The sequence below is a fragment of the Phaeobacter italicus genome, from assembly GCF_019801785.1.
GTDB classification, from domain to species: Bacteria; Pseudomonadota; Alphaproteobacteria; order Rhodobacterales; family Rhodobacteraceae; genus Phaeobacter; species Phaeobacter italicus.
In genome coordinates this window covers 347515-365078 of record NZ_JAHVIJ010000004.1, presented here as the reverse complement: position 1 = coordinate 365078, position 17564 = coordinate 347515, and the positions used below count along the sequence as shown (strand labels likewise).

Sequence of the window (17564 nt, the reverse complement as noted above, 5' to 3'; positions counted from 1 at the left end):
GGCTCCTCTCTCTGGCGGCACCCGATGGTTGCCCCATGCCCTGTGCCCGCTCCAGCATCGCCGCCTGTGCGGCAGGAGAGCCAGAATGAGTGAATTTATCCGGGAATTGTTGGCCCGCCGTCGCCCCGGTCATGCCTTGGAGCAGGCGTTCTATAGCGATCCGGCAGTTTTTGCTGCTGATCTTGAGGCGATCCATTATCGCCAGTGGCTGTTTGCCATTCCCGCCTGCGAACTGGAAAAGCCCGGCAGCTATGTCACTCACAAGGTTGGCGCATACGGCGTGGTGATTGTGCGTGGGGCAGACAATGTGATCCGAGCCTTCCACAACACCTGCCGCCATCGCGGATCGGTCTTGTGCACGGCGGCCAAGGGTAACTCTCCCAAACTCGTTTGCCCCTACCACCAGTGGACCTATGAACTTGATGGCTCGCTTTTGTGGGCGCGTGACATGGGGCCGGATTTTGTCCCGGCGGATCATGGGCTGAAAACGGTGCATTGTCGCGAGCTCGCGGGCTTGGTTTACATCTGCCTTGCAGATGAGGCTCCGGACTTTGACACCTTTGCCAATATCGCGCGCCCCTACCTGGAGCCGCATGATCTGGCAAATGCCAAGGTCGCGTTTGAAAGCTCCATCATTGAAAACGGCAACTGGAAGCTCGTGTGGGAAAACAACCGCGAGTGCTATCACTGTGGCGGCAACCACCCCTCCCTCTGCCGTACCTTCCCGGATGACCCGTCTGTCACAGGCATCGAGGGGGGCGAAACACCGGCAAAACTGCAAGCGCACTTCGATCGTTGTGAAGCCGCTGGTCTTCCTTCGGCCTTCTATCTGCATGGAGATGGTCAATATCGTCTGGCGCGGATGCCGCTGAACGAAGGGGCCGAAAGCTATACCCTTGATGGCAAGTCCGCAGTGTCGCGTTGGCTGGGCCGGGCCCCGTTTGCGGATGCCGGTACGCTGCTGAAGTTCCACTATCCGACCACCTGGAACCATTTCCTTGCTGACCACTCCATTGTGTTCCGGGTGACACCGATCAGCCCAACGGAAACCGAAGTCACCACCAAATGGCTTGTGAACAAGGATGCCGTTGAAGGCGTGGACTACGATCTCAAGCGCCTCACCGAGGTTTGGGTCGCCACCAATGACGAGGACCGCCGAGTCGTGGAAGACAATCAGCATGGTATCAATTCGCCCGCTTATCAGCCGGGGCCGTACTCTCCCACGCAGGAGAGCGGAGTGATCCAATTCGTGGACTGGTACTGCGACACCCTCGGGGCCTCTGTTGGCCAGACACCTATGGCGGCGGAGTGAACCCATGAACGCAATTTCCCAACCGGCTCGGGCTGCGGTCTGGCAGGACAGTGAGATGCTGGAATGTGTCTCTATCGTTCCGGAAATGCCAAATACGGCGTCGTTCACATTCTGTGCCCCGTCTGGCGCGTTGTTCGATTACAAACCGGGGCAGTTCCTGACGCTAGAAATCCCGGCGGAAAGCGGGACGGTGCATCGGACCTATACGATCTCCTCATCGCCGTCGCGGCCGCGTTCGATCACCATCACGGCCAAAGCGCAGGCTGACAGCATCGGCACCCGCTGGATGCTTGATAACCTAAAGCCGGGCTCGCGGCTGCGGGCCTTTGGGCCGGCGGGATTGTTCACCAATGCTGACAGCACGGCGAACAAATACCTCTTCATCTCTGCGGGGTCCGGCATAACGCCGATGATGTCGATGACCACCTGCATGTGGGATGAGGGGCAGGCCCTCGATGTCGTCTTTATCAACTGCGCAAAACGCCCGTCCGAAATCCTGTTTCGGCAGAGACTGGAAAATATGGCCAGCCGCACGCCGGGGCTTGACCTGAAGTTTGTTGTCGAAGAACCGGACCCCTACCGCCCGTGGACAGGTTACCAGGGCATGTTTAACCAGCTGATGCTGGGTCTGATGGCGCCGGATTATTTGGAGCGTGAGGTCTATTGTTGTGGACCGGAGCCGTTCATGCAGGCGGTCCGCGAGGCATTGGCCGGGCTTGGCTTTGATATGGATCGCTATCACCAGGAGAGCTTTCACGCTCCAGTCGAAAGCGAGAGCGATCTGCCCGAGTTGGATGATGTCGTTCTTGAAGAAGACAGCACCTCTGAAATCCATTTTGCCCAATCCGGCATCAGCCACAAATGCGCTGAGACGGACACCGTTCTGGCGGCGGCCAAGGCGGCAGGGCTTAATATCCCGTCGGGCTGTACCTTTGGTGTCTGCGGCACGTGTAAAGTGCGCAAAACCTCGGGCGAGGTGCACATGGTCCACAATGGCGGGATTTCGGATGACGACGTCGCGGACGGCTATATCCTCGCCTGCTGCTCTCATCCGATCGGCAAGGTCGAAGTCGAGGTGTGACCAGCCAATTTACCGATTTTCGTACACTCTTACTGGCCGGGGTTTTCCCCGGCCTTTTCTTTACCCATCGGCGTCATTGATCTGTTCCCGGCCTGCGTGCGTACCAAAATAAAACGTGCGAGGTCATATGCGTCAGTTCATCTATGCAGTGTTGTTTGCCGTCTTTGGCACCCCGGTACAGGCCGTCGATCTGTCGGCGCCATTTCTTTCAATCGACGGCGGTGAATTGCGGCTGGATGATTGGGCAGGGCGGCCCATCCTTGTTGTGAACACTGCATCGCAATGTGCCTTCACGCGGCAATACGCGGATCTGCAGGCGCTTTATGATCGCTACCGAGACCAGGGGTTGGTGGTGGTGTCTGTCCCCGCGGATGACTTCAACCAAGAGCTCGCGACAGAGGCAGAGGTGAAGGCGTTTTGTGAGGTCCAGTTTGGTCTGGATCATCCAATGACCTCGATCACCAAGGTGCGAGGCGCAGGCGCGCACCCGTTTTATGCGTCGCTGAAGGCCGAAACAGGGTTTGTGCCGCGCTGGAATTTCAACAAGGTCCTGATCGATCCAAACGGAGAGGTGGCAGCCACCTTTGGATCCCGCGTCGCGCCCATGTCCTCCAAGATCACCGATCGCATTGATGCGTTCCTGAACTGAAACCGCTTGGGCAGGAGGTCTAAGATGAAGATGAAACGAAAGTCTGATCTGCCGCAGAAGATCTGCGCGACCTGTGGTCGGCCGTTCAGCTGGCGCAAGAAATGGGAAAAGGTCTGGAATGACGTACGCTACTGCTCGCAACGCTGCCGGAGGGCCTCGTGATGGATGGAGAGCACCAAAACGCCTTTACGTGGCAGCCGACACGCGGGGCTGGTCTGCAGCGCCTTCAGGATTTTCTGCCCCACGCAGCGCAGACCTACGCGCGTCTGCGCAACTATGATGGCCGTCACGCCTCGGCCGTTTCTTGCCTGTCGCCCTGGGTTCGGCACAGGTTGATCACCGAGCAGGAGATCCTGCAGCAGGTGCTGTCTTCATGGCCGCTGCAGAACAGCGAAAAATTCGTCCAGGAGGTTTTCTGGCGTGGCTACTTCAAGGGATGGCTACAGCACCACCCCACAGTGTGGAGCACCTATCATGAGGCATTGCCGGACCTGATTGACCATCATGGCAGCTCTGCCGACTACCGGGATGCAGTTGAGGGGCGAACCGGTATCGACTGTTTTGACCACTGGGCGCGCGAGCTGGTTGAGACGGGATACCTGCACAATCATGCGCGAATGTGGTTTGCCTCCATTTGGATTTTCACCCTGCGTCTGCCTTGGCAGCTCGGGGCGGATTTCTTTCTGCGCCACTTGATGGACGGTGATCCTGCGTCAAACACGCTTAGCTGGCGCTGGGTGGGCGGGCTGCACACCAAGGGCAAAACCTATCTCGCGCGGGCGGACAACATTGCGAAGTTTACGGATGGTCGTTTCAATCCAGCAGGACAATTGAGCGAGGAGGCCCCGGCATTGGAAGAGGGATGCGAACACCCTCGCTTGACCGGGTTGTCAGTGGGCGATCCGCTGCCTGCTTCGCCCTTTCTCCTTTTGTTGACAGAGGATGATCTGGAATTTGCGGCCTCTCTGTCGTCTCCGCCTGCTGACATATTGGTCCTGGGAGCGGCGGAAAGAGGCTCTCCTCTGGCGACTGGACGGGTTGCACAGTCGTTCCGGAACGCTGCATTGAGCGACGCTGCGTTGCGCTGGGCTGACGATCAGAGCCCCTCGCTCAGTTCAGAACATGACATCGTCTCGCGCGCGCAATCGCTGGGGGTGCGAGATGTCGTGACGTCGTTTGCACCCGTCGGGCCCAATGCAGATCGTCTGGCCAACCTGCGGCAGGCCCTTTCACGCGAGGGGATTACGTTGCATTTCGTTCAACGGACCTATGACGCGGCGATCTGGCCGCATGCGTCAAAGGGGTTCTTTGCCTTGAAGAAACAGATACCCCAGCTGTTGGAGCAGTTGAAAATCCCTTGATTAGAGCCGCTTCAGGAAGGTTGCGGCGCTGTCCAGGTACTCTTGTTGCCGGTCGTCCGACATCCGGCCCCAAGTGCTATAAGGTTGCCCCAGACGTGGATTGCCCCGCAGCTTTTCCTTGTTGCGGTGGAGAAAATCCCAGTACAGCGAATTGAAGGGGCAGGCCTTTGGGCCCGTCTTTTTCTTGACGTCATAGGTACAGGTTGCGCAGTGGTTTGACATCTTGTTGATGTAGTTCCCGCTCGCTGCGTAAGGCTTTGATCCCAGCAAGCCACCGTCGGCGAACTGGCTCATGCCGATGACATTCGGCGCTTCGACCCATTCATAGGCGTCTGCATATACTGCCAGATACCATTCGTGGACCTGATGCGGATCAACACCCGCCAGCATCGCGAAATTGCCGGTCACCATCAATCTCTGGATATGATGGGCATAGGCTTCGTCTCGGGTTTGGCCGATGGCTGCAGCCATGCAGGCCATGTCCGTCTCGCCGGTCCAATAGAAATCCGGCAGCTCCCGCGAGGCATCAAGAAAGTTCTGCTTCGTATAGCCCGGCATTCTGAGCCAATAGATCCCGCGGACGTATTCGCGCCAGCCGATGATCTGCCGGATGTAGCCCTCCACCGCGTTCAGTGGTGCGTCGCCGTCATAATAGGCACGCTCCACCCGCCTGCAGACTTCCAACGGCTTCAGAAGGCCCGCGTTGATGTATTGGGCAAGGACGGAATGGTAGAGAAAGGGGCGTCCTTCCAACATGGCGTCCTGATAGTCACCAAAGCTGGCCAAAGCGCGGTCAACGAAGTGATCCAGCGCCCGGAGCGCATCAGCCCGGGTTGTTGCAAACCAAAACGGTTCCAGCGTGCCGAAGTTTTCAGAAAAGCGATCGGCAACGAGGGCAAGGACCTCTTTGGTAATGGCGTCGGGTTCAACCTCGAAAGGGCCTGGCATGAATATGTCATCCTGCGCGGGCTTTCGGTTCTCGGCGTCAAAGTTCCACTGCCCGCCTTCGGGTTCGTCTCCCTGCATCAGCAACCCGGTCTTGCGCCGCATCTCGCGATAGAAATATTCCATCCGCAATTGCTTGCGGCCCTTTGCCCATTCCTGGAATTCGGCGTGGGTCGCGATGAAGCGGCTATCTTCCAGGAGGGTCAGATCAATCTCGCGCTGCTCTGCCCACGATGTGAGCGCAGTCCGTAGTCTGTACTCGGCGGGTTCTGTCATCAGAACCGAACAGTCCGGTGTCTCGCTCAGCATCCGGTCAAGTTCCGTTGGCAGGCTCCCGCTGTTGTCGCTGTCATCCAACCGCACATAAGTGACGGACCAGCCATTCTCGCGTAGCTCGTCTGCGAAATGGCGCATTGCGGCAAAGACAAAGGCGAGCTTTTTCTTGTGGTGCGGGACGTAGCAGGCCTCATCCGCAACTTCGGCCATCAAGACACGATCCCGTTCAGGATTCCCCTGTTTCAGAGAGGGCAGGTCTGGCGAAAGCTGATCGCCCAGAATGAGGATGATATTGCCTGGTGAGGCCTGTGAAGGTGTCTGGTCGCTCATATCTATGCGGATCGCTCTTGTTTCTGTCTCTCCTGCTGGTGGGAGGTAGGACAGCAAGATTGGGAGGCAACAGGGGCGTGTCACCTGCGCGAAAATCACTGGTTTAGGGTCTGAAATGCAAAATGGCCGCCGCTGGCTCCTCTTCCAGCAGCGGCCAGATGCCGTCACATCCTGTCAGTCTGGCTGGGCCCTGAGCGCGTCAGGAGGCCTGGCTATAACGAACACCGTCAGGTTTGTGGGCATCAAACACGCTGGCAATGATCCGCGTCAACGGCCGCCCGGCAGGGAGAATGCACAGGCTGTCTTCGTCCAGCGTGACCAGATCACCATAAGTCTCGGCGACCTCGGCGATGTCACTGTTGAGTTGTGCGGCAAGAGCACCGAACCGGCTGGCGAGTTCCTTTCGGTCCAGCACGAAATCACACATCAGCATTTCGATAGCCCGGCCGCGCAAGCGGTCCATCTGGGTCAGTTCATGACCGCGGGTTCCTGAGAATTCACCTGCTTCGATCCGCTGTACATAGGCTGCGGTTGCCGGGGCGTTTTGCACGTAGCCATCGGCGAACCGCGAGATCGACGAGGCGCCGACCCCAATCAAAGTCGGGCAATGATCGTCGGTGTAGCCCTGAAAATTGCGGCGCAGGTGACCGGTCTGCAGCGCCTGTTCCAAGCCGTCTCCGGGCAGTGCAAAATGGTCAATCCCGATTGGAGCAAACCCGGCCGAGCGAAACCCATCGGCAGCGATTTCGGCCAGGGTGAAACGCTCTTCGTCCCCTGGCAGAGCGGCTTCGTCGATCAGTTTCTGACGCTTGGCCACCCAGGGCACATGCGCATAGCCAAACAGCGCCACACGGTCGGGCCGCAGGCTCAGCACCTTGTCCACTGTATCGGCAATGCGGGCGGCGTCCTGATGGGGCAGGCCATAGACCAGATCGGTATTGAGAGACCGGATGCCGGCGGCGCGCAGATCTGCAACACAGGCGGCCGTCACCTCGTAGGGTTGGGTGCGTCCGATGGCGGCTTGAACTTCTGGGTCGAAATCCTGAATGCCAATGCTGGCCCGGTTCATCCCCTCCGCTGACAGCGCCGCGATCTTGTCGCGATCAACAAGGGTTGGATCGATTTCCACCGAAAATTCCCACTCATCAGCGGGAGGAATAGCCGCCTTGACCGCCTTTGCGAGGCGGTGGATCAGGGCAGGGGGCAGGATCGTTGGTGTTCCGCCGCCCCAGTGCAGCCGCCCCATGCGCAAACCTGCAGGCACGGTTTCAGCCAGAAGGGCCAGTTCCTGTTCAACTGTCGCGATGTAATTCTCGACCGGATTGAGGGTCTGCGTGCCTTGTGTCCGGCAGGCACAGAACCAGCAAAGCCGCTCACAGAACGGAATGTGGATATAGACGGAGACAGGCACAGCCGGATCCAGCGAGGCAAGCGCGCGGGCTTGAAACGCATTGTCCGTCGCAGCGCTGAAGACCGGTGCAGTCGGATAGGAGGTGTAGCGGGGCACGCGGCTGTCAAAAAGTCCCAGCGCGCGAAGGCGTTCGATCTGTTGCATGCGGGCAGATATGAATGATTCCGGCCGCGGCGACTTTGCGCCAAATCAAATCCTGACTTTTTGGCGCATCAAATCCTGCCAGGGTAGCCCGGTCAAAACGGGAAAGGCGAGACGCCAATAACCGCCTCATGCAAGTGCAGGACGCCAACCCAGAGCACAAGGCCAACCGCGGCGCGGCGCAACGTAGGGCGCAGGTGTTTGGCGCGCCATGGACCTTGCATCAGTGGTTTCAGCGAAAACAAAGGGGCGCCAGAAAAATAGAGCCCGGCAGCTCCTTGGCCGAGCTCTCTGCGAGCGCTGGCGTCAAAAACCGGAATTGCAACCAACGGCAGGCCCGCAAACACGCCGAACATGATCACATGTGCCAAAGCCCCGTTGGCCACAAGATGCGCCGCCGTCCAGATAAGCAGAGCTATAAGCAGGGGATGGCGGCTCAGTTCAATGCGCCCTTCGGGTGCAGGGCTAACTGATGCGGTGCGCCTTCCTCCTAAAGTGAAGGGTGTTTCCACGCCGATACCGATTGCAGCCAGAACAAATACCGCGGGCAGTGTCAGCATGGGAACCCAACGCTGCCAGTTCGCGGGCGCCCAGACCTCAATATAGGGCGCTTGGGCCGCGGCGTGGATCACCCAGCCAAGCAGGATGATAGAGAGGATACCGTAGGCGCTGAAATAGAGCCGTCGCCCCAAAAGCCCGATCAGCCCCTCGCGCAGATGGCCAAGACGGGGGATGAAGTGGCTCGCGAGAAAAACCGCCATTGCTGCGGCGAACTCTGTCCATTGCCCGACCATCTTGCGCTCCGTTTGGTGTTCAGCTGGCCGGGTGTACTGCATCCGGGTGGGCGCGTGCAAAGGCCATGTTTTCTGCACAGGTTGCTTCAACCGCCTGCAGTCGAGGCATGTCAGAGAAATCGACACCCCAACGGCGGGCATTGTAAAGCTGCGGCATCAGGCAGATATCTGCGAGACTGGGGCTGTGGCCGATGCAATAGGGCGCAGGCGGATAGGCGCCAAGCAACGCGTCAAAAGCCAGCAGCCCTGGTCGGATGAAATGCCGCATCCAGTCTCCTGGCATATCTCCTGCACCGTCTGCCAGCAGCGTTGCATGTCGGGCGACCTGCAGATTGCATACCGGGTGGAGATCAACAGCAATGGAATGCGCAAGAGCCTGTGCCTGCGCCCTTGCTGCCGGCTCCCTTGGCAACAGACCCAAGTCGCGGGTCTGGTCAAGATAGTCGAGGATGGCAAGCGACTGCGTCAGCCGCAGACCATCGATTTCCAAAACCGGGACAAATCCTTGCGGATTGCGCGCCAAATGCTCTGGACTGCGGTGTTCGCCCTTTACCAGATCAATGGTCACGCAATCATGGTCGATCCCGGCCAGGTTCAGTGCGATCCGGATCCGGTAGCTGGCCGAAGAGCGCCAGTAGTCGAACAATGTCACGTCAGTCATGGCCACAGCCCCATCTAATAGAAACGAGGTCGCCGGTCCGATCCGGCGACCCCTGACAGACCTGGGATCAGGTTTTCTGCAGTTCTTTGGCGTGCAGCCAGTCTGCGTGTTTGGGGGCTTTCTTGGTCTTTGACCATTCTTCCAGCATCTCCCATTTCACGGCATCCAGTTTCTGCAGCAGGGCTTCTTCCTCCGGATCGGGGCAGGCCAGTTCGACCCGGTGACCGTTTGGATCGAAGAAGTAAATGGAGTGGAAGATCGAGTGATCGGTGACACCCAGAACTTCAACACCATTGGCTTCCAGGTGGTCCTTGAACTCAATCAGGGTGGCGCGATCCTTCACCTTGAAGGCGATGTGCTGCACCCAGATTGGGGTGTTGCGATCACGGTCCATCTCCGGCTTGGTCGGCAGTTCGAAAAAGGCCAGGACGTTCCCATTCCCCGCATCCATGAAGATGTGCATGTAGGGATCAGGTTCATGGGTAGATGGAACATGATCTTCGGCAATGGCCAGGACAAAATCCATGTTCAGCATCTTGTTGTACCACTGGACGGTCTCTTTCGCGTCCTTGCAGCGATAGGCTACGTGGTGGATCTGTTCGATTTTCATGGCTTTCACTCCCCTTTGTGGAACGCGGCCGCAGCCAAGGCCTGTTTCAGCACGTCCCGATCGCCAATGTGATTAGCAAGCACCAGCACCAATCGGGCGTTCAACGCATCGCTTTCCGGTTTGCTCAACCCCTCATGGGCAGAGAGCAGATCTGCATAAAAGTCATCTGCACGGTCGATATTCGGTGTCAGTATCAGCTGGTCTTGATGGTTCATGCCGAATGCTCCTTTCCGATCGCGCGACGCAGGGCTGCGCGGAATTGACTGTCATCAAAAGAGGGCCGGCGCGCAGCGACATGCTGGTCGGGCCGGATCAGGTAGACGGCGCTGTCGTTGTCGCCCAGATAACGCTCACGCAGCGCGCGGGTCTTGTCGTCCTGGGTCGATAGCGCGAGGCGATGCACCGTAATGCCTGCTTCCTCAAAACTGTCGGGGGCGTCGGCATTGATCGTCAGCAACGTGAACCGATCCGCCAATTGCGGCAGCAGATATCCATCACCCAGCGGTGCATCAGGGCAGGGGCTGCCCGGTGCGCTGCGCTCTGGGCCATTCAGGGCATCCGCGGAGTTCAATGGGGACCCCTCGTAAGTACAGGGCAGTGACAATCGACCAGAGTTCACCAGAGGGCGGGCAAATTCATACTGCTCCGAAAGATCCAGAACCGCATCCCGCAGGACCCGGCTCATCTCGGATTTCGGTGTGATGAAATCGGTTGAGCGGGATGAGTTCAGAATGTTTTCGTCTGCTCCGTGGATCCGTTCGACGTCGTATGTGTCCAGCAGGCTCTCGTCGGCCTGCCCATCCAGAACCAGTTTCAGCTTCCAGCACAGGTTATCGGTATCCTGCAGGCCAGAATTCGCCCCGCGCGCCCCAAACGGGGACACCTGATGCGCCGCGTCGCCCGCAAAGATCACCCGACCGTGCCGGAATTTCTCCATGCGGCGGCATTGGAAGGTGTAGATGGACACCCATTCCAGTTCGAACTTGACGTCTTCGCCCAGCATTTCCCGGATGCGCGGGATCACGTTTTCGGGCCGTTTTTCGCGTTCCTTGTCGATATCCCAGCCCAGTTGCAGGTCGATCCGCCAAACCCCGTCGGGCTGCTTGTGCAGAAGCGCGGACTGACCCTTGTTGAAAGGCGGATCAAACCAGAACCACCGCTCAGTCGGGAAGTCGGCCTCCATGATCACGTCTGCGATCAGGAAGTTGTCTTCAAACACCCGACCCACGAAATCGAGCCCGAGCATCTGCCGGGTGGGTGAGCCTGCACCATCACAGGCAATCAGCCACTCTGCTTCGAGGTTGTAGGATCCTTCGGGCGTGTCGATTTCCAGCGTGACGTGATCGTCATGGGTGCCGATAGCCGAAACCTTGTTGCGACCGCGGATTTCAATTGGCGCGCCCTGTTCCTGCAGGTCACGGACGCGCTGCACCATGTATTCTTCAAAATAATATTGCTGAAGATTGATAAAGGCAGGCCGCTTGTGGCCCTCTTCAGGCAGCAGGTTGAACTCGTAAACCTTGCGGTCATCAAAGAACACCTTGCCCAGGTTCCACTGAACGCCCTTGTCGACAAGCGGATCACCCAAACCAAGCCGGTCGGCGATTTCGAGCGTCCGTTTGGAAAAGCAGATGGCGCGAGAGCCAAAACTGACCTTGTCATTGTCATCCAGAACCACGACGCCAACACCCTGTTGGGCAAGGTCAATGGCGGCAGCGAGGCCAACAGGACCAGCACCGATCACGACAACCGGGTGACGCACCGGTGAAGATGCGTCCTGATCGTCGCTGCGCTGATACGAATACAAGGGAATTTCAAAGATCTTGTTCATCTGGTCTCCTCCCAAATCTGCCTGCCGTCAGGCACAGCCCAACCGGGCCCCGGACATGGATGTGTCGGGGATCTGATCAAGCATTTCATAGGTTGTTCCGGGGCGACACGATCTGAATCAAACCGCCCCGGTCGCAAAATTGCCCCGGGCTCAGCCCTGTAGGGCCTCCCACATTTCCAGATCGCGTTGCGCAGTCCAGATCCGCGGGGTGTCGATGCCACGGGCTTCGTCATAGGCGCGGGCGACGTTGAAAGGCAGGCAATGCTCGTAAATCGCATAGTCTGCGAACTTTGGATCACATTCCGCGCGCACCGCATCCCATGCCTCCTTCAAGGAGCCATTGCGGGCCGCAACCTTGGCCGCAGGACGATAGGTGCTTTCGACGAAATCGCGGGTGTTTTCGATGGCCGCGTTGACCATCTCCTTGCCAACCAGGGCGTCACCCCGACCCGGCGCAATGGCGTCCACATCATAGGCCTTGATGTTGTCCAATGTCTGGCCCCAGTCGCTGAAATGACCGTCACCGCAATAGCAAGCAGAGTGGTATTCCACGATGTCGCCGGTGAACATGACGTTCTGATCGGGGACATGGATTACGGCGTCACCTGCGGTATGCGCCCGTCCCAGATGTTTGATGTCGACACGTCGATTGCCGAGGTAGACGGTCATCGAGTCGCCAAACGTGGTTGTGGGCCAAGTCAGGCCCGGAATGCTCTCGTGGCCTTCGAACAGGCGTGGGAAGCGTTGGAATTCACTGTCCCAGTCCTCTTGACCGCGCTCCACAACCATTGAACGCGCCTTGTCCGACATGATCACCTGGCCCGCACCAAAGGCAGAGGCCCCCAGGACGCGGACAGCGTGATAATGGGTCAGCACCACATGGGTGATCGGCTTGTCTGTCACCGAGCGGACGCATTCGATCACCTTGTTGGCCAGACGCGGGGTGGCCTGCGCTTCGACGATCATCACGCTGTCGTCGCCGATGATCACGCCAGAGTTCGGGTCACCTTCGGCGGTGAAGGCATAAAGCCCCTCACCGATCTCGTCGAAGGTGATTTTCTTTTCGGTCATGTCCCCTTGGGATGCGAATGCCTTAGCCATGTGTTCGGTCCTTTTGAGCGGTGCGCAGGAGGCAAGTGCGGGAGCCTCCGGCGGGGATATTTGAGGCGAGAGGAAAAGCGTGGCTTACCTCTGGAACGGATCGTTGAGCGCGGGCAGAACGGTGCCGGTACAGTCACCAAAACCGATCGTATAACCCTTGCCCTTGGCTGCGCCCTTCAGGGTCAGCGTGTCACCATCCGCGATGAAGGAGCGTTCTTCGCCGGTGTCCAGGGTCAGTGGCTCCTTGCCGCCCCAGCTCAGCTCCAAAAGCGAGCCACGGCTTTCCTTGGTAGGGCCTGAAATGGTGCCTGATCCCAAGAGATCGCCTGCATTCATCGGGCAGCCGGATGTGGAGTGATGCGCCAGCTGCTGCGCAGCGGAGTAGTACATTTCCTTGTAGTTCGTCCGTGCAATGGTCGTGGGCTCTTTGCCCTCCGGGGCCATGGTGACCTCAAGGTCGATATCATAAAGCATCGGCCCGCAGTCCTTCAGGTGGTCCAGAAGCTCTACCTCGCGTTCCGGCGTGTCGCAGCGGAACGGATGCAGTGCGGGTTTGGTCACGATCCAGGGCGAGATTGAGGTGGCTGTCGCCTTGGCCTGAAACGGGCCGAGCGGCTGGTATTCCCAGGCCTGGATGTCGCGCGCGGACCAGTCGTTCAACAGCACATAGCCAAAGATATGGTCATCCGCCTGCTGCACCGTAATCGGCCCTTCCGAAGATGTACCAACAATCGCCCCCAGTTCGAGTTCGATATCGAACCGGGCACAGGGCGCCCAGCGGGGCGCGTCATCGTTGGGGCCTTTCAATTGTCCCCAGGGGCGACGGACATCGGTGCCGGACACCACAACGGAAGAGGCGCGCCCGTTGTAGCCGATCGGAATATGCAGCCAGTTGGGGGGCAATGCATTTTCCGGCCCACGGAACATCGTACCGACGTTAAAGGCATGGTTTTTGCCAGCATAGAAATCGGTGTATTCGCTCACTGCAAACGGCATGTGCAGTTCTGCGGTGGAGGCGGGCACCAACAGTGGCTCGACCTTGTCCTGTTCAGGGGCCCCCTCGGCCAGAAGGGATGTCAGCCGCTCGCGCAGAGCGGTCCAGACAGCCGGGCCCTGTTCCATCAGATCGTTCCAATAAGGCACATCAAACAGCGGCATGTCCGTCAGCTGGACAAGGCCTGCTTCCTCTGCGGCCTGCATGTCCACGATCATGTCGCCAATTGCCACGCCACAGCGGGGCTCGTCGCCATCTACGGAAAAAACGCCGTAGGGAAGGTTGTTCAGCGGGAACGGGTGGGTCGCGCTATTGGCGGAAGTGACCCAGGATTTCATCAAAGGCATAGGTGATCCTTTACGTTTGAGAGCCGCTGCTCTCGTCATCTTTCCCGAAATACTCCGGGGGTGAATGCGGCCCGCAGGCCGCAGAGGGGGCAGCGCCCCCCGCTGGACTATTTCTTGCCCGGGGTGCCGTCGAATTTCTTTTCGATATCTGCCCAGCAATCGATGTAGTCATCCTGCAGCGGTGCCTCATTTGCGGCGAATGCAGTCAGGTGCTGCGGGAAGCGGGTCTCGAACATGAAGGACATGGTGTTGTCCAGCTTCTCTGGCCCAAGGTCGGCGTTGGAGGCGCCTTCAAAGGCGTTCTTGTCGGGACCGTGGGGCAGCATCATGTTGTGGAGGCTGACACCGCCGGGAACAAAGCCCTTCGGCTTGGCGTCGTATTGGCCATAAATATTGCCCATCAGCTCGGACATGATGTTCTTGTGATACCAGGGCGGGCGGAACGTGTCCTCTGCCACCATCCAACGCTCACGGAACAGAACGAAATCGATGTTTGCGGTGCCGGGCTGGCCCGAGGGCGCTGTCAGCACGGTAAAGATTGATGGATCCGGGTGGTCGAACAGGATCGCACCAACCGGGCAATAGGTGCGCAGATCATATTTCACAGGGGCATAATTCCCGTGCCAGGCAACCACATCAAGCGGCGAGTGGCCGATCTGGGTCTCGTGGAACTGGCCGCACCATTTGATGGTCACGGTCGAGGGCGTCTCGCGGTCCTCGAAGGCCGCCACAGGCGCCTTGAAGTCGCGCGGGTTTGCCATGCAGTTGGCGCCAATGGGGCCGCGGCCCGGCAGTTCGAATTTCTGGCCGTAGTTTTCGCAGACAAAGCCACGACAAGGCCCTTCCAGGACTTCCACCCGGTAAACCAGACCGCGAGGGATGATCGCGATTTCCTGTGGCTCCAGGTCGATAATCCCAAGTTCCGTTGCAAATCGCAGACGGCCCTCCTGGGGGACGACCAACAGTTCGGAATCCGCAGAGTAGAAATAGCTGTCCACCATTGATTCCGTGACGAGGTAGATATGGCTTGCCATTCCGACCTGCGTGTTCACGTCACCTGCGGTTGTCATCGTGCGCATGCCGGTGAGCCAGGTCAGCCCCTCTGCACCATGTGGCACGGGATCCCACCGATATTGACCCAGGCTGATTACATCGGGATCCACGTTTGGAGCGGACTTCCAATAGGGCAGGTCGATTTTGGTATAGCGGTGGGAGTGTTTGACCGAAGGGCGGATTCGATAGCACCAGGTGCGTTCATTCTGATGGCTTGGTGCGGTAAAGGCGGTGCCGCTCAGCTGCTCACCGTAAAGGCCATAGTTGCATTTCTGCGGGCTGTTCATGCCTTGTGGCAGTGCGCCTGGCAGAGCTTCGGTCTCAAAGTCATTGCCGAATCCGGGCATATACCCCTCGTGGGGCCCGGCGAGGGACGGGGCCTGGATCATTTCGTGGGCATCGACTTTGCGATTCATGGCGCGCTCCTTTTCATGTTCTCAGTTTCGGTAATAGTTGATTTTGTAACTAACAAGGCATAGGTCGGCAGCATGACCGAAAAAGATGACTTCACTCTGCAGGATTTTCTGCCTTATCTGCTCAATCGCGCTGCGGAAGAGAGCTCGCTCGAATTTCAGCAGCATTATAAAAACCGCTACGGGATGCTGCGCAATGAATGGCGGGTTCTGTTTCACCTGGGCAACTACGGTCGGATGACCGCAACGGAGATTGGTCAGCGCGCCAAGATCCACAAAACCAAGATCAGCCGGGCTGTCGCCAAACTCGCCGAGCGGCGATTTGTCGTGCGCAACCGGGATGAACAGGACAGGCGTGCCGAACATCTGGAGCTGACGCCACAGGGAGAGGCTGCCTATCGGGACCTGCGAGAGCAGGCCGCCATCTACGACCGCCAGCTGGCCTCCCGGCTAAGCGAAGGCGAAAGCGAGGCGCTGCGTCACATGCTGCGCAAGCTGGCAGGGATTGACCAATAGCCGCCCGACGCCGAGAGTTGGCGAGGAACGGATAAAAAGGGAACAGGGCCAGTCAGATGACGGATGATGACCCGCGCAGCAAAGCGATCGTTCAGTGGCTTACCTCGGCCGGACTACAGGACACTGACCGCCAGGAAATGTTGCAAGGCTACGCGGAGCGTCTTGCTGACGCGGGTGTTCCCTTGCGACGGTTCCACCTGGCGCAGCGTGCGTTTCACCCCAAATACGGGGGAACGGGTTTTACCTGGACCCGCGATGGCGGCGTCTACCACGAGTATTTCGAGCATAGCGACACACCTCGCGATGAATGGCTGCGCAGCCCATTTTATTACATGCTGGATCAAAACGTGCCGGAATTTCGCAGCAGGCTGGAAGGCCCGGCGCTAGACCGCTTTCCCGTCCTGGCCGAATTTCGCAAGAGCGGTGGTACCGATTATCTGTCGATGATCCTGCGCTTTGGGGATTTCATTGATGCCCCATTTGACCCCCGCCGCCCGGGAGAGGGGATCTTGTCTTCGTGGACAACCGACGCGCGGGACGGTTTCAGCGAGTCTGATCTGAACCTGATCCGCCAGACCTATCCGCACCTCGGGCTTGCGATGCGCGCCGCATCGACCCAGCAGATGGCAAAGGACCTGTTGCAGGTCTATCTGGGTCGGGACGCAGGGCGTCGCGTGATGTCGGGAGAGATCACACGCGGTTCGTCACGGCAAATCGACGCTGTGATCTGCTATTTCGATCTCAAGGGCTTTACGCAGTTGGCGGAGCAGATTCCCGGAACCGAGCTGATCGAGATGTTGAACGACTATTTCGGCGTCGCAGTTGCGACGATCCAGAAATTTGGCGGAAACATACTGAAGTTCATGGGCGACGGCATCCTTACGATGTTCGACCTGGGCAGCGTCACCGAAGATGCGCACGCGGCCCTTTCCGCAGCCTGTGAATTGCAACGTCAGATCCGGCAGCGCAACCGAGAGCGATCTGCCGACGGTTTGCCCATAGCTGATTTTACGCTCGCCCTTCATGCGGGCGAGATCCTCTATGGCAATATCGGGTCGGAAAATCGGCTCGATTTCACCGTGATCGGCCCGACGGTGAACCAGACCGCACGAATTTCAGGACTGCATGCCTCTGTTGGGCGGAGCATCATCGTGTCGGAATACGTCCAGAAGGTTGCACATCCCTGTCCGCAAGATCTTGTGTCTCTGGGGCGCTACATGTTGCGCGGTGTCGCAGAGCCGATTGAACTGTTCACGATTTACGACAGTGAGGTCGACGGATAACTCGGGCTGAAAAATAGGGTTAATTTTGCCTTAATTTGCCCAATATTGCCCACTAGATCTGGCTCAAGACCCGATTCCACCTTGCCCGCATTTCCGGGCTATGGGCGAGCCAATATCGGGTCATGAGCAGATTTGGAGCAGATCGATGACCCTTTTTTCCCGCTTTGGGACGTTTACTGCCGGTATTGTGGCCTGGGCCGTAACCGCGCCAGTGGTTTTTGCAGCCGGTGAATGGCCGCAGGGCAATGGCCGCCCTGGAAACGGGAATGGCAATGGTTGGGGAAACGGCTGGGGCAATGGTGGCGGGAACGGCAATGGAAACGGCAACGGCGGAAGCCAGACTGTGCCCGAGATTGATGTGAGCGCTGGCATGTTGGCGCTTGCGGCGGTTGCTGCTGCGCTTTTGCTTGCATGGGAACTGCGTCGACGCCGGATGGCCTGAAACACCCGATCAT

General features: G+C 58.6%; 18 protein-coding genes. 8 read left to right on the top strand and 10 right to left on the bottom strand.

Features of this window, described 5'->3' with window-relative positions:
• Positions 1-85: 85 nt before the first annotated feature.
• From KUV39_RS12095 to KUV39_RS12075, 5 genes are all read left to right on the top strand, one after another.
• Entirely contained in the window at positions 86-1312 is a 1227-nt protein-coding gene (locus KUV39_RS12095) for an aromatic ring-hydroxylating oxygenase subunit alpha (protein WP_222459866.1), read from the top strand.
• A gap of 4 nt (positions 1313-1316) precedes the next feature.
• Positions 1317-2393 carry an FAD-binding oxidoreductase gene (locus tag KUV39_RS12090; protein ID WP_008560746.1) on the top strand — a complete coding sequence of 359 codons (1077 nt, stop codon included), beginning with the start codon at positions 1317-1319 and terminating at the stop codon, positions 2391-2393.
• A gap of 127 nt (positions 2394-2520) precedes the next feature.
• Positions 2521-3042, top strand: a complete 522-nt coding sequence (locus KUV39_RS12085) for a glutathione peroxidase (RefSeq protein ID WP_222459865.1) — start codon at positions 2521-2523, stop codon at positions 3040-3042.
• Between the two features lie 24 nt (positions 3043-3066).
• Positions 3067-3204, top strand: a complete 138-nt coding sequence (locus tag KUV39_RS12080) for a DUF2256 domain-containing protein (RefSeq protein ID WP_008560759.1) — start codon at positions 3067-3069, stop codon at positions 3202-3204.
• Positions 3204-4403, top strand: a complete 1200-nt coding sequence (locus KUV39_RS12075) for an FAD-binding domain-containing protein (RefSeq protein ID WP_222459864.1) — start codon at positions 3204-3206, stop codon at positions 4401-4403. The genes KUV39_RS12080 and KUV39_RS12075 overlap by 1 nt, the downstream gene beginning before the upstream one ends.
• Here KUV39_RS12075 and KUV39_RS12070 read toward each other — a convergent pair whose 3' ends face one another.
• The 10 genes from KUV39_RS12070 to hmgA form a co-directional block, all read right to left on the bottom strand.
• A complete protein-coding gene (locus KUV39_RS12070) occupies positions 4404-5954 on the bottom strand; it encodes a cryptochrome/photolyase family protein (protein ID WP_222459863.1) in 1551 nt (516 codons plus the stop codon). It lies immediately after the preceding gene.
• A 199-nt stretch (positions 5955-6153) separates the two neighbouring features.
• Entirely contained in the window at positions 6154-7509 is a 1356-nt protein-coding gene (hemN, locus tag KUV39_RS12065; RefSeq protein WP_222459862.1) for an oxygen-independent coproporphyrinogen III oxidase, read from the bottom strand.
• A 92-nt stretch (positions 7510-7601) separates the two neighbouring features.
• The gene (locus KUV39_RS12060; RefSeq protein ID WP_222459861.1) at positions 7602-8300 is read right to left on the bottom strand and encodes an NnrU family protein; all 699 of its coding nucleotides are present in this window, start codon (positions 8298-8300) and stop codon (positions 7602-7604) included.
• Between the two features lie 19 nt (positions 8301-8319).
• Positions 8320-8961, bottom strand: coding sequence for a maleylacetoacetate isomerase (maiA, locus tag KUV39_RS12055; protein WP_222459860.1), 642 nt, complete (start codon positions 8959-8961; stop codon positions 8320-8322).
• A gap of 67 nt (positions 8962-9028) precedes the next feature.
• Positions 9029-9571, bottom strand: a complete 543-nt coding sequence (locus tag KUV39_RS12050) for a VOC family protein (protein ID WP_046211597.1) — start codon at positions 9569-9571, stop codon at positions 9029-9031.
• Positions 9572-9576: 5 nt separating this feature from the next.
• Positions 9577-9786, bottom strand: a complete 210-nt coding sequence (locus KUV39_RS12045; RefSeq protein ID WP_222459859.1) for a DUF2783 domain-containing protein — start codon at positions 9784-9786, stop codon at positions 9577-9579.
• Positions 9783-11402: an FAD-dependent oxidoreductase gene (locus KUV39_RS12040; RefSeq protein WP_222459858.1), complete on the bottom strand. Its 1620-nt coding sequence runs from the start codon at positions 11400-11402 to the stop codon at positions 9783-9785. Before KUV39_RS12040 ends, KUV39_RS12045 begins: the two co-directional genes overlap by 4 nt.
• Positions 11403-11552: 150 nt before the next feature.
• Positions 11553-12503: an MBL fold metallo-hydrolase gene (locus KUV39_RS12035; protein ID WP_046211594.1), complete on the bottom strand. Its 951-nt coding sequence runs from the start codon at positions 12501-12503 to the stop codon at positions 11553-11555.
• 84 nt (positions 12504-12587) lie between these two features.
• Complete coding sequence (fahA, locus tag KUV39_RS12030; protein WP_222459857.1) at positions 12588-13844, bottom strand: fumarylacetoacetase; 1257 nt, start codon at positions 13842-13844, stop codon at positions 12588-12590.
• A 107-nt stretch (positions 13845-13951) separates the two neighbouring features.
• Positions 13952-15313: a homogentisate 1,2-dioxygenase gene (gene hmgA / locus KUV39_RS12025; RefSeq protein WP_046211593.1), complete on the bottom strand. Its 1362-nt coding sequence runs from the start codon at positions 15311-15313 to the stop codon at positions 13952-13954.
• Positions 15314-15385: 72 nt separating this feature from the next.
• On the opposite strand from hmgA, the gene KUV39_RS12020 reads away from it, so the two are divergent.
• The 3 genes from KUV39_RS12020 to KUV39_RS12010 all read left to right on the top strand — a co-directional run bounded on the left by KUV39_RS12020 (position 15386) and on the right by KUV39_RS12010 (position 17551).
• Positions 15386-15826, top strand: a complete 441-nt coding sequence (locus KUV39_RS12020) for a MarR family winged helix-turn-helix transcriptional regulator (protein WP_008561894.1) — start codon at positions 15386-15388, stop codon at positions 15824-15826.
• A gap of 56 nt (positions 15827-15882) precedes the next feature.
• Positions 15883-17109, top strand: a complete 1227-nt coding sequence (locus KUV39_RS12015; RefSeq protein WP_046211592.1) for an adenylate/guanylate cyclase domain-containing protein — start codon at positions 15883-15885, stop codon at positions 17107-17109.
• A 145-nt stretch (positions 17110-17254) separates the two neighbouring features.
• The gene (locus KUV39_RS12010; RefSeq protein WP_222459856.1) at positions 17255-17551 is read left to right on the top strand and encodes a VPEID-CTERM sorting domain-containing protein; all 297 of its coding nucleotides are present in this window, start codon (positions 17255-17257) and stop codon (positions 17549-17551) included.
• Positions 17552-17564 lie beyond the last annotated feature (13 nt).

Coding starts and splice junctions, on each gene's coding strand:
- fahA (WP_222459857.1), bottom strand. CDS start 13,844: ATGCCTTTGATGAAATCCTGGGTCACTTCCGCCAATAGCGCGACCCAC.
- KUV39_RS12035 (WP_046211594.1), bottom strand. CDS start 12,503: ATGGCTAAGGCATTCGCATCCCAAGGGGACATGACCGAAAAGAAAATC.
- hemN (WP_222459862.1), bottom strand. CDS start 7,509: ATGCAACAGATCGAACGCCTTCGCGCGCTGGGACTTTTTGACAGCCGC.
- KUV39_RS12075 (WP_222459864.1), top strand. CDS start 3,204: ATGGATGGAGAGCACCAAAACGCCTTTACGTGGCAGCCGACACGCGGG.
- KUV39_RS12060 (WP_222459861.1), bottom strand. CDS start 8,300: ATGGTCGGGCAATGGACAGAGTTCGCCGCAGCAATGGCGGTTTTTCTC.
- KUV39_RS12050 (WP_046211597.1), bottom strand. CDS start 9,571: ATGAAAATCGAACAGATCCACCACGTAGCCTATCGCTGCAAGGACGCG.
- KUV39_RS12070 (WP_222459863.1), bottom strand. CDS start 5,954: ATGAGCGACCAGACACCTTCACAGGCCTCACCAGGCAATATCATCCTC.
- KUV39_RS12090 (WP_008560746.1), top strand. CDS start 1,317: ATGAACGCAATTTCCCAACCGGCTCGGGCTGCGGTCTGGCAGGACAGT.
- hmgA (WP_046211593.1), bottom strand. CDS start 15,313: ATGAATCGCAAAGTCGATGCCCACGAAATGATCCAGGCCCCGTCCCTC.
- KUV39_RS12015 (WP_046211592.1), top strand. CDS start 15,883: ATGACGGATGATGACCCGCGCAGCAAAGCGATCGTTCAGTGGCTTACC.
- KUV39_RS12020 (WP_008561894.1), top strand. CDS start 15,386: ATGACCGAAAAAGATGACTTCACTCTGCAGGATTTTCTGCCTTATCTG.
- KUV39_RS12045 (WP_222459859.1), bottom strand. CDS start 9,786: ATGAACCATCAAGACCAGCTGATACTGACACCGAATATCGACCGTGCA.
- KUV39_RS12085 (WP_222459865.1), top strand. CDS start 2,521: ATGCGTCAGTTCATCTATGCAGTGTTGTTTGCCGTCTTTGGCACCCCG.
- maiA (WP_222459860.1), bottom strand. CDS start 8,961: ATGACTGACGTGACATTGTTCGACTACTGGCGCTCTTCGGCCAGCTAC.
- KUV39_RS12080 (WP_008560759.1), top strand. CDS start 3,067: ATGAAGATGAAACGAAAGTCTGATCTGCCGCAGAAGATCTGCGCGACC.
- KUV39_RS12010 (WP_222459856.1), top strand. CDS start 17,255: ATGACCCTTTTTTCCCGCTTTGGGACGTTTACTGCCGGTATTGTGGCC.
- KUV39_RS12095 (WP_222459866.1), top strand. CDS start 86: ATGAGTGAATTTATCCGGGAATTGTTGGCCCGCCGTCGCCCCGGTCAT.
- KUV39_RS12040 (WP_222459858.1), bottom strand. CDS start 11,402: ATGAACAAGATCTTTGAAATTCCCTTGTATTCGTATCAGCGCAGCGAC.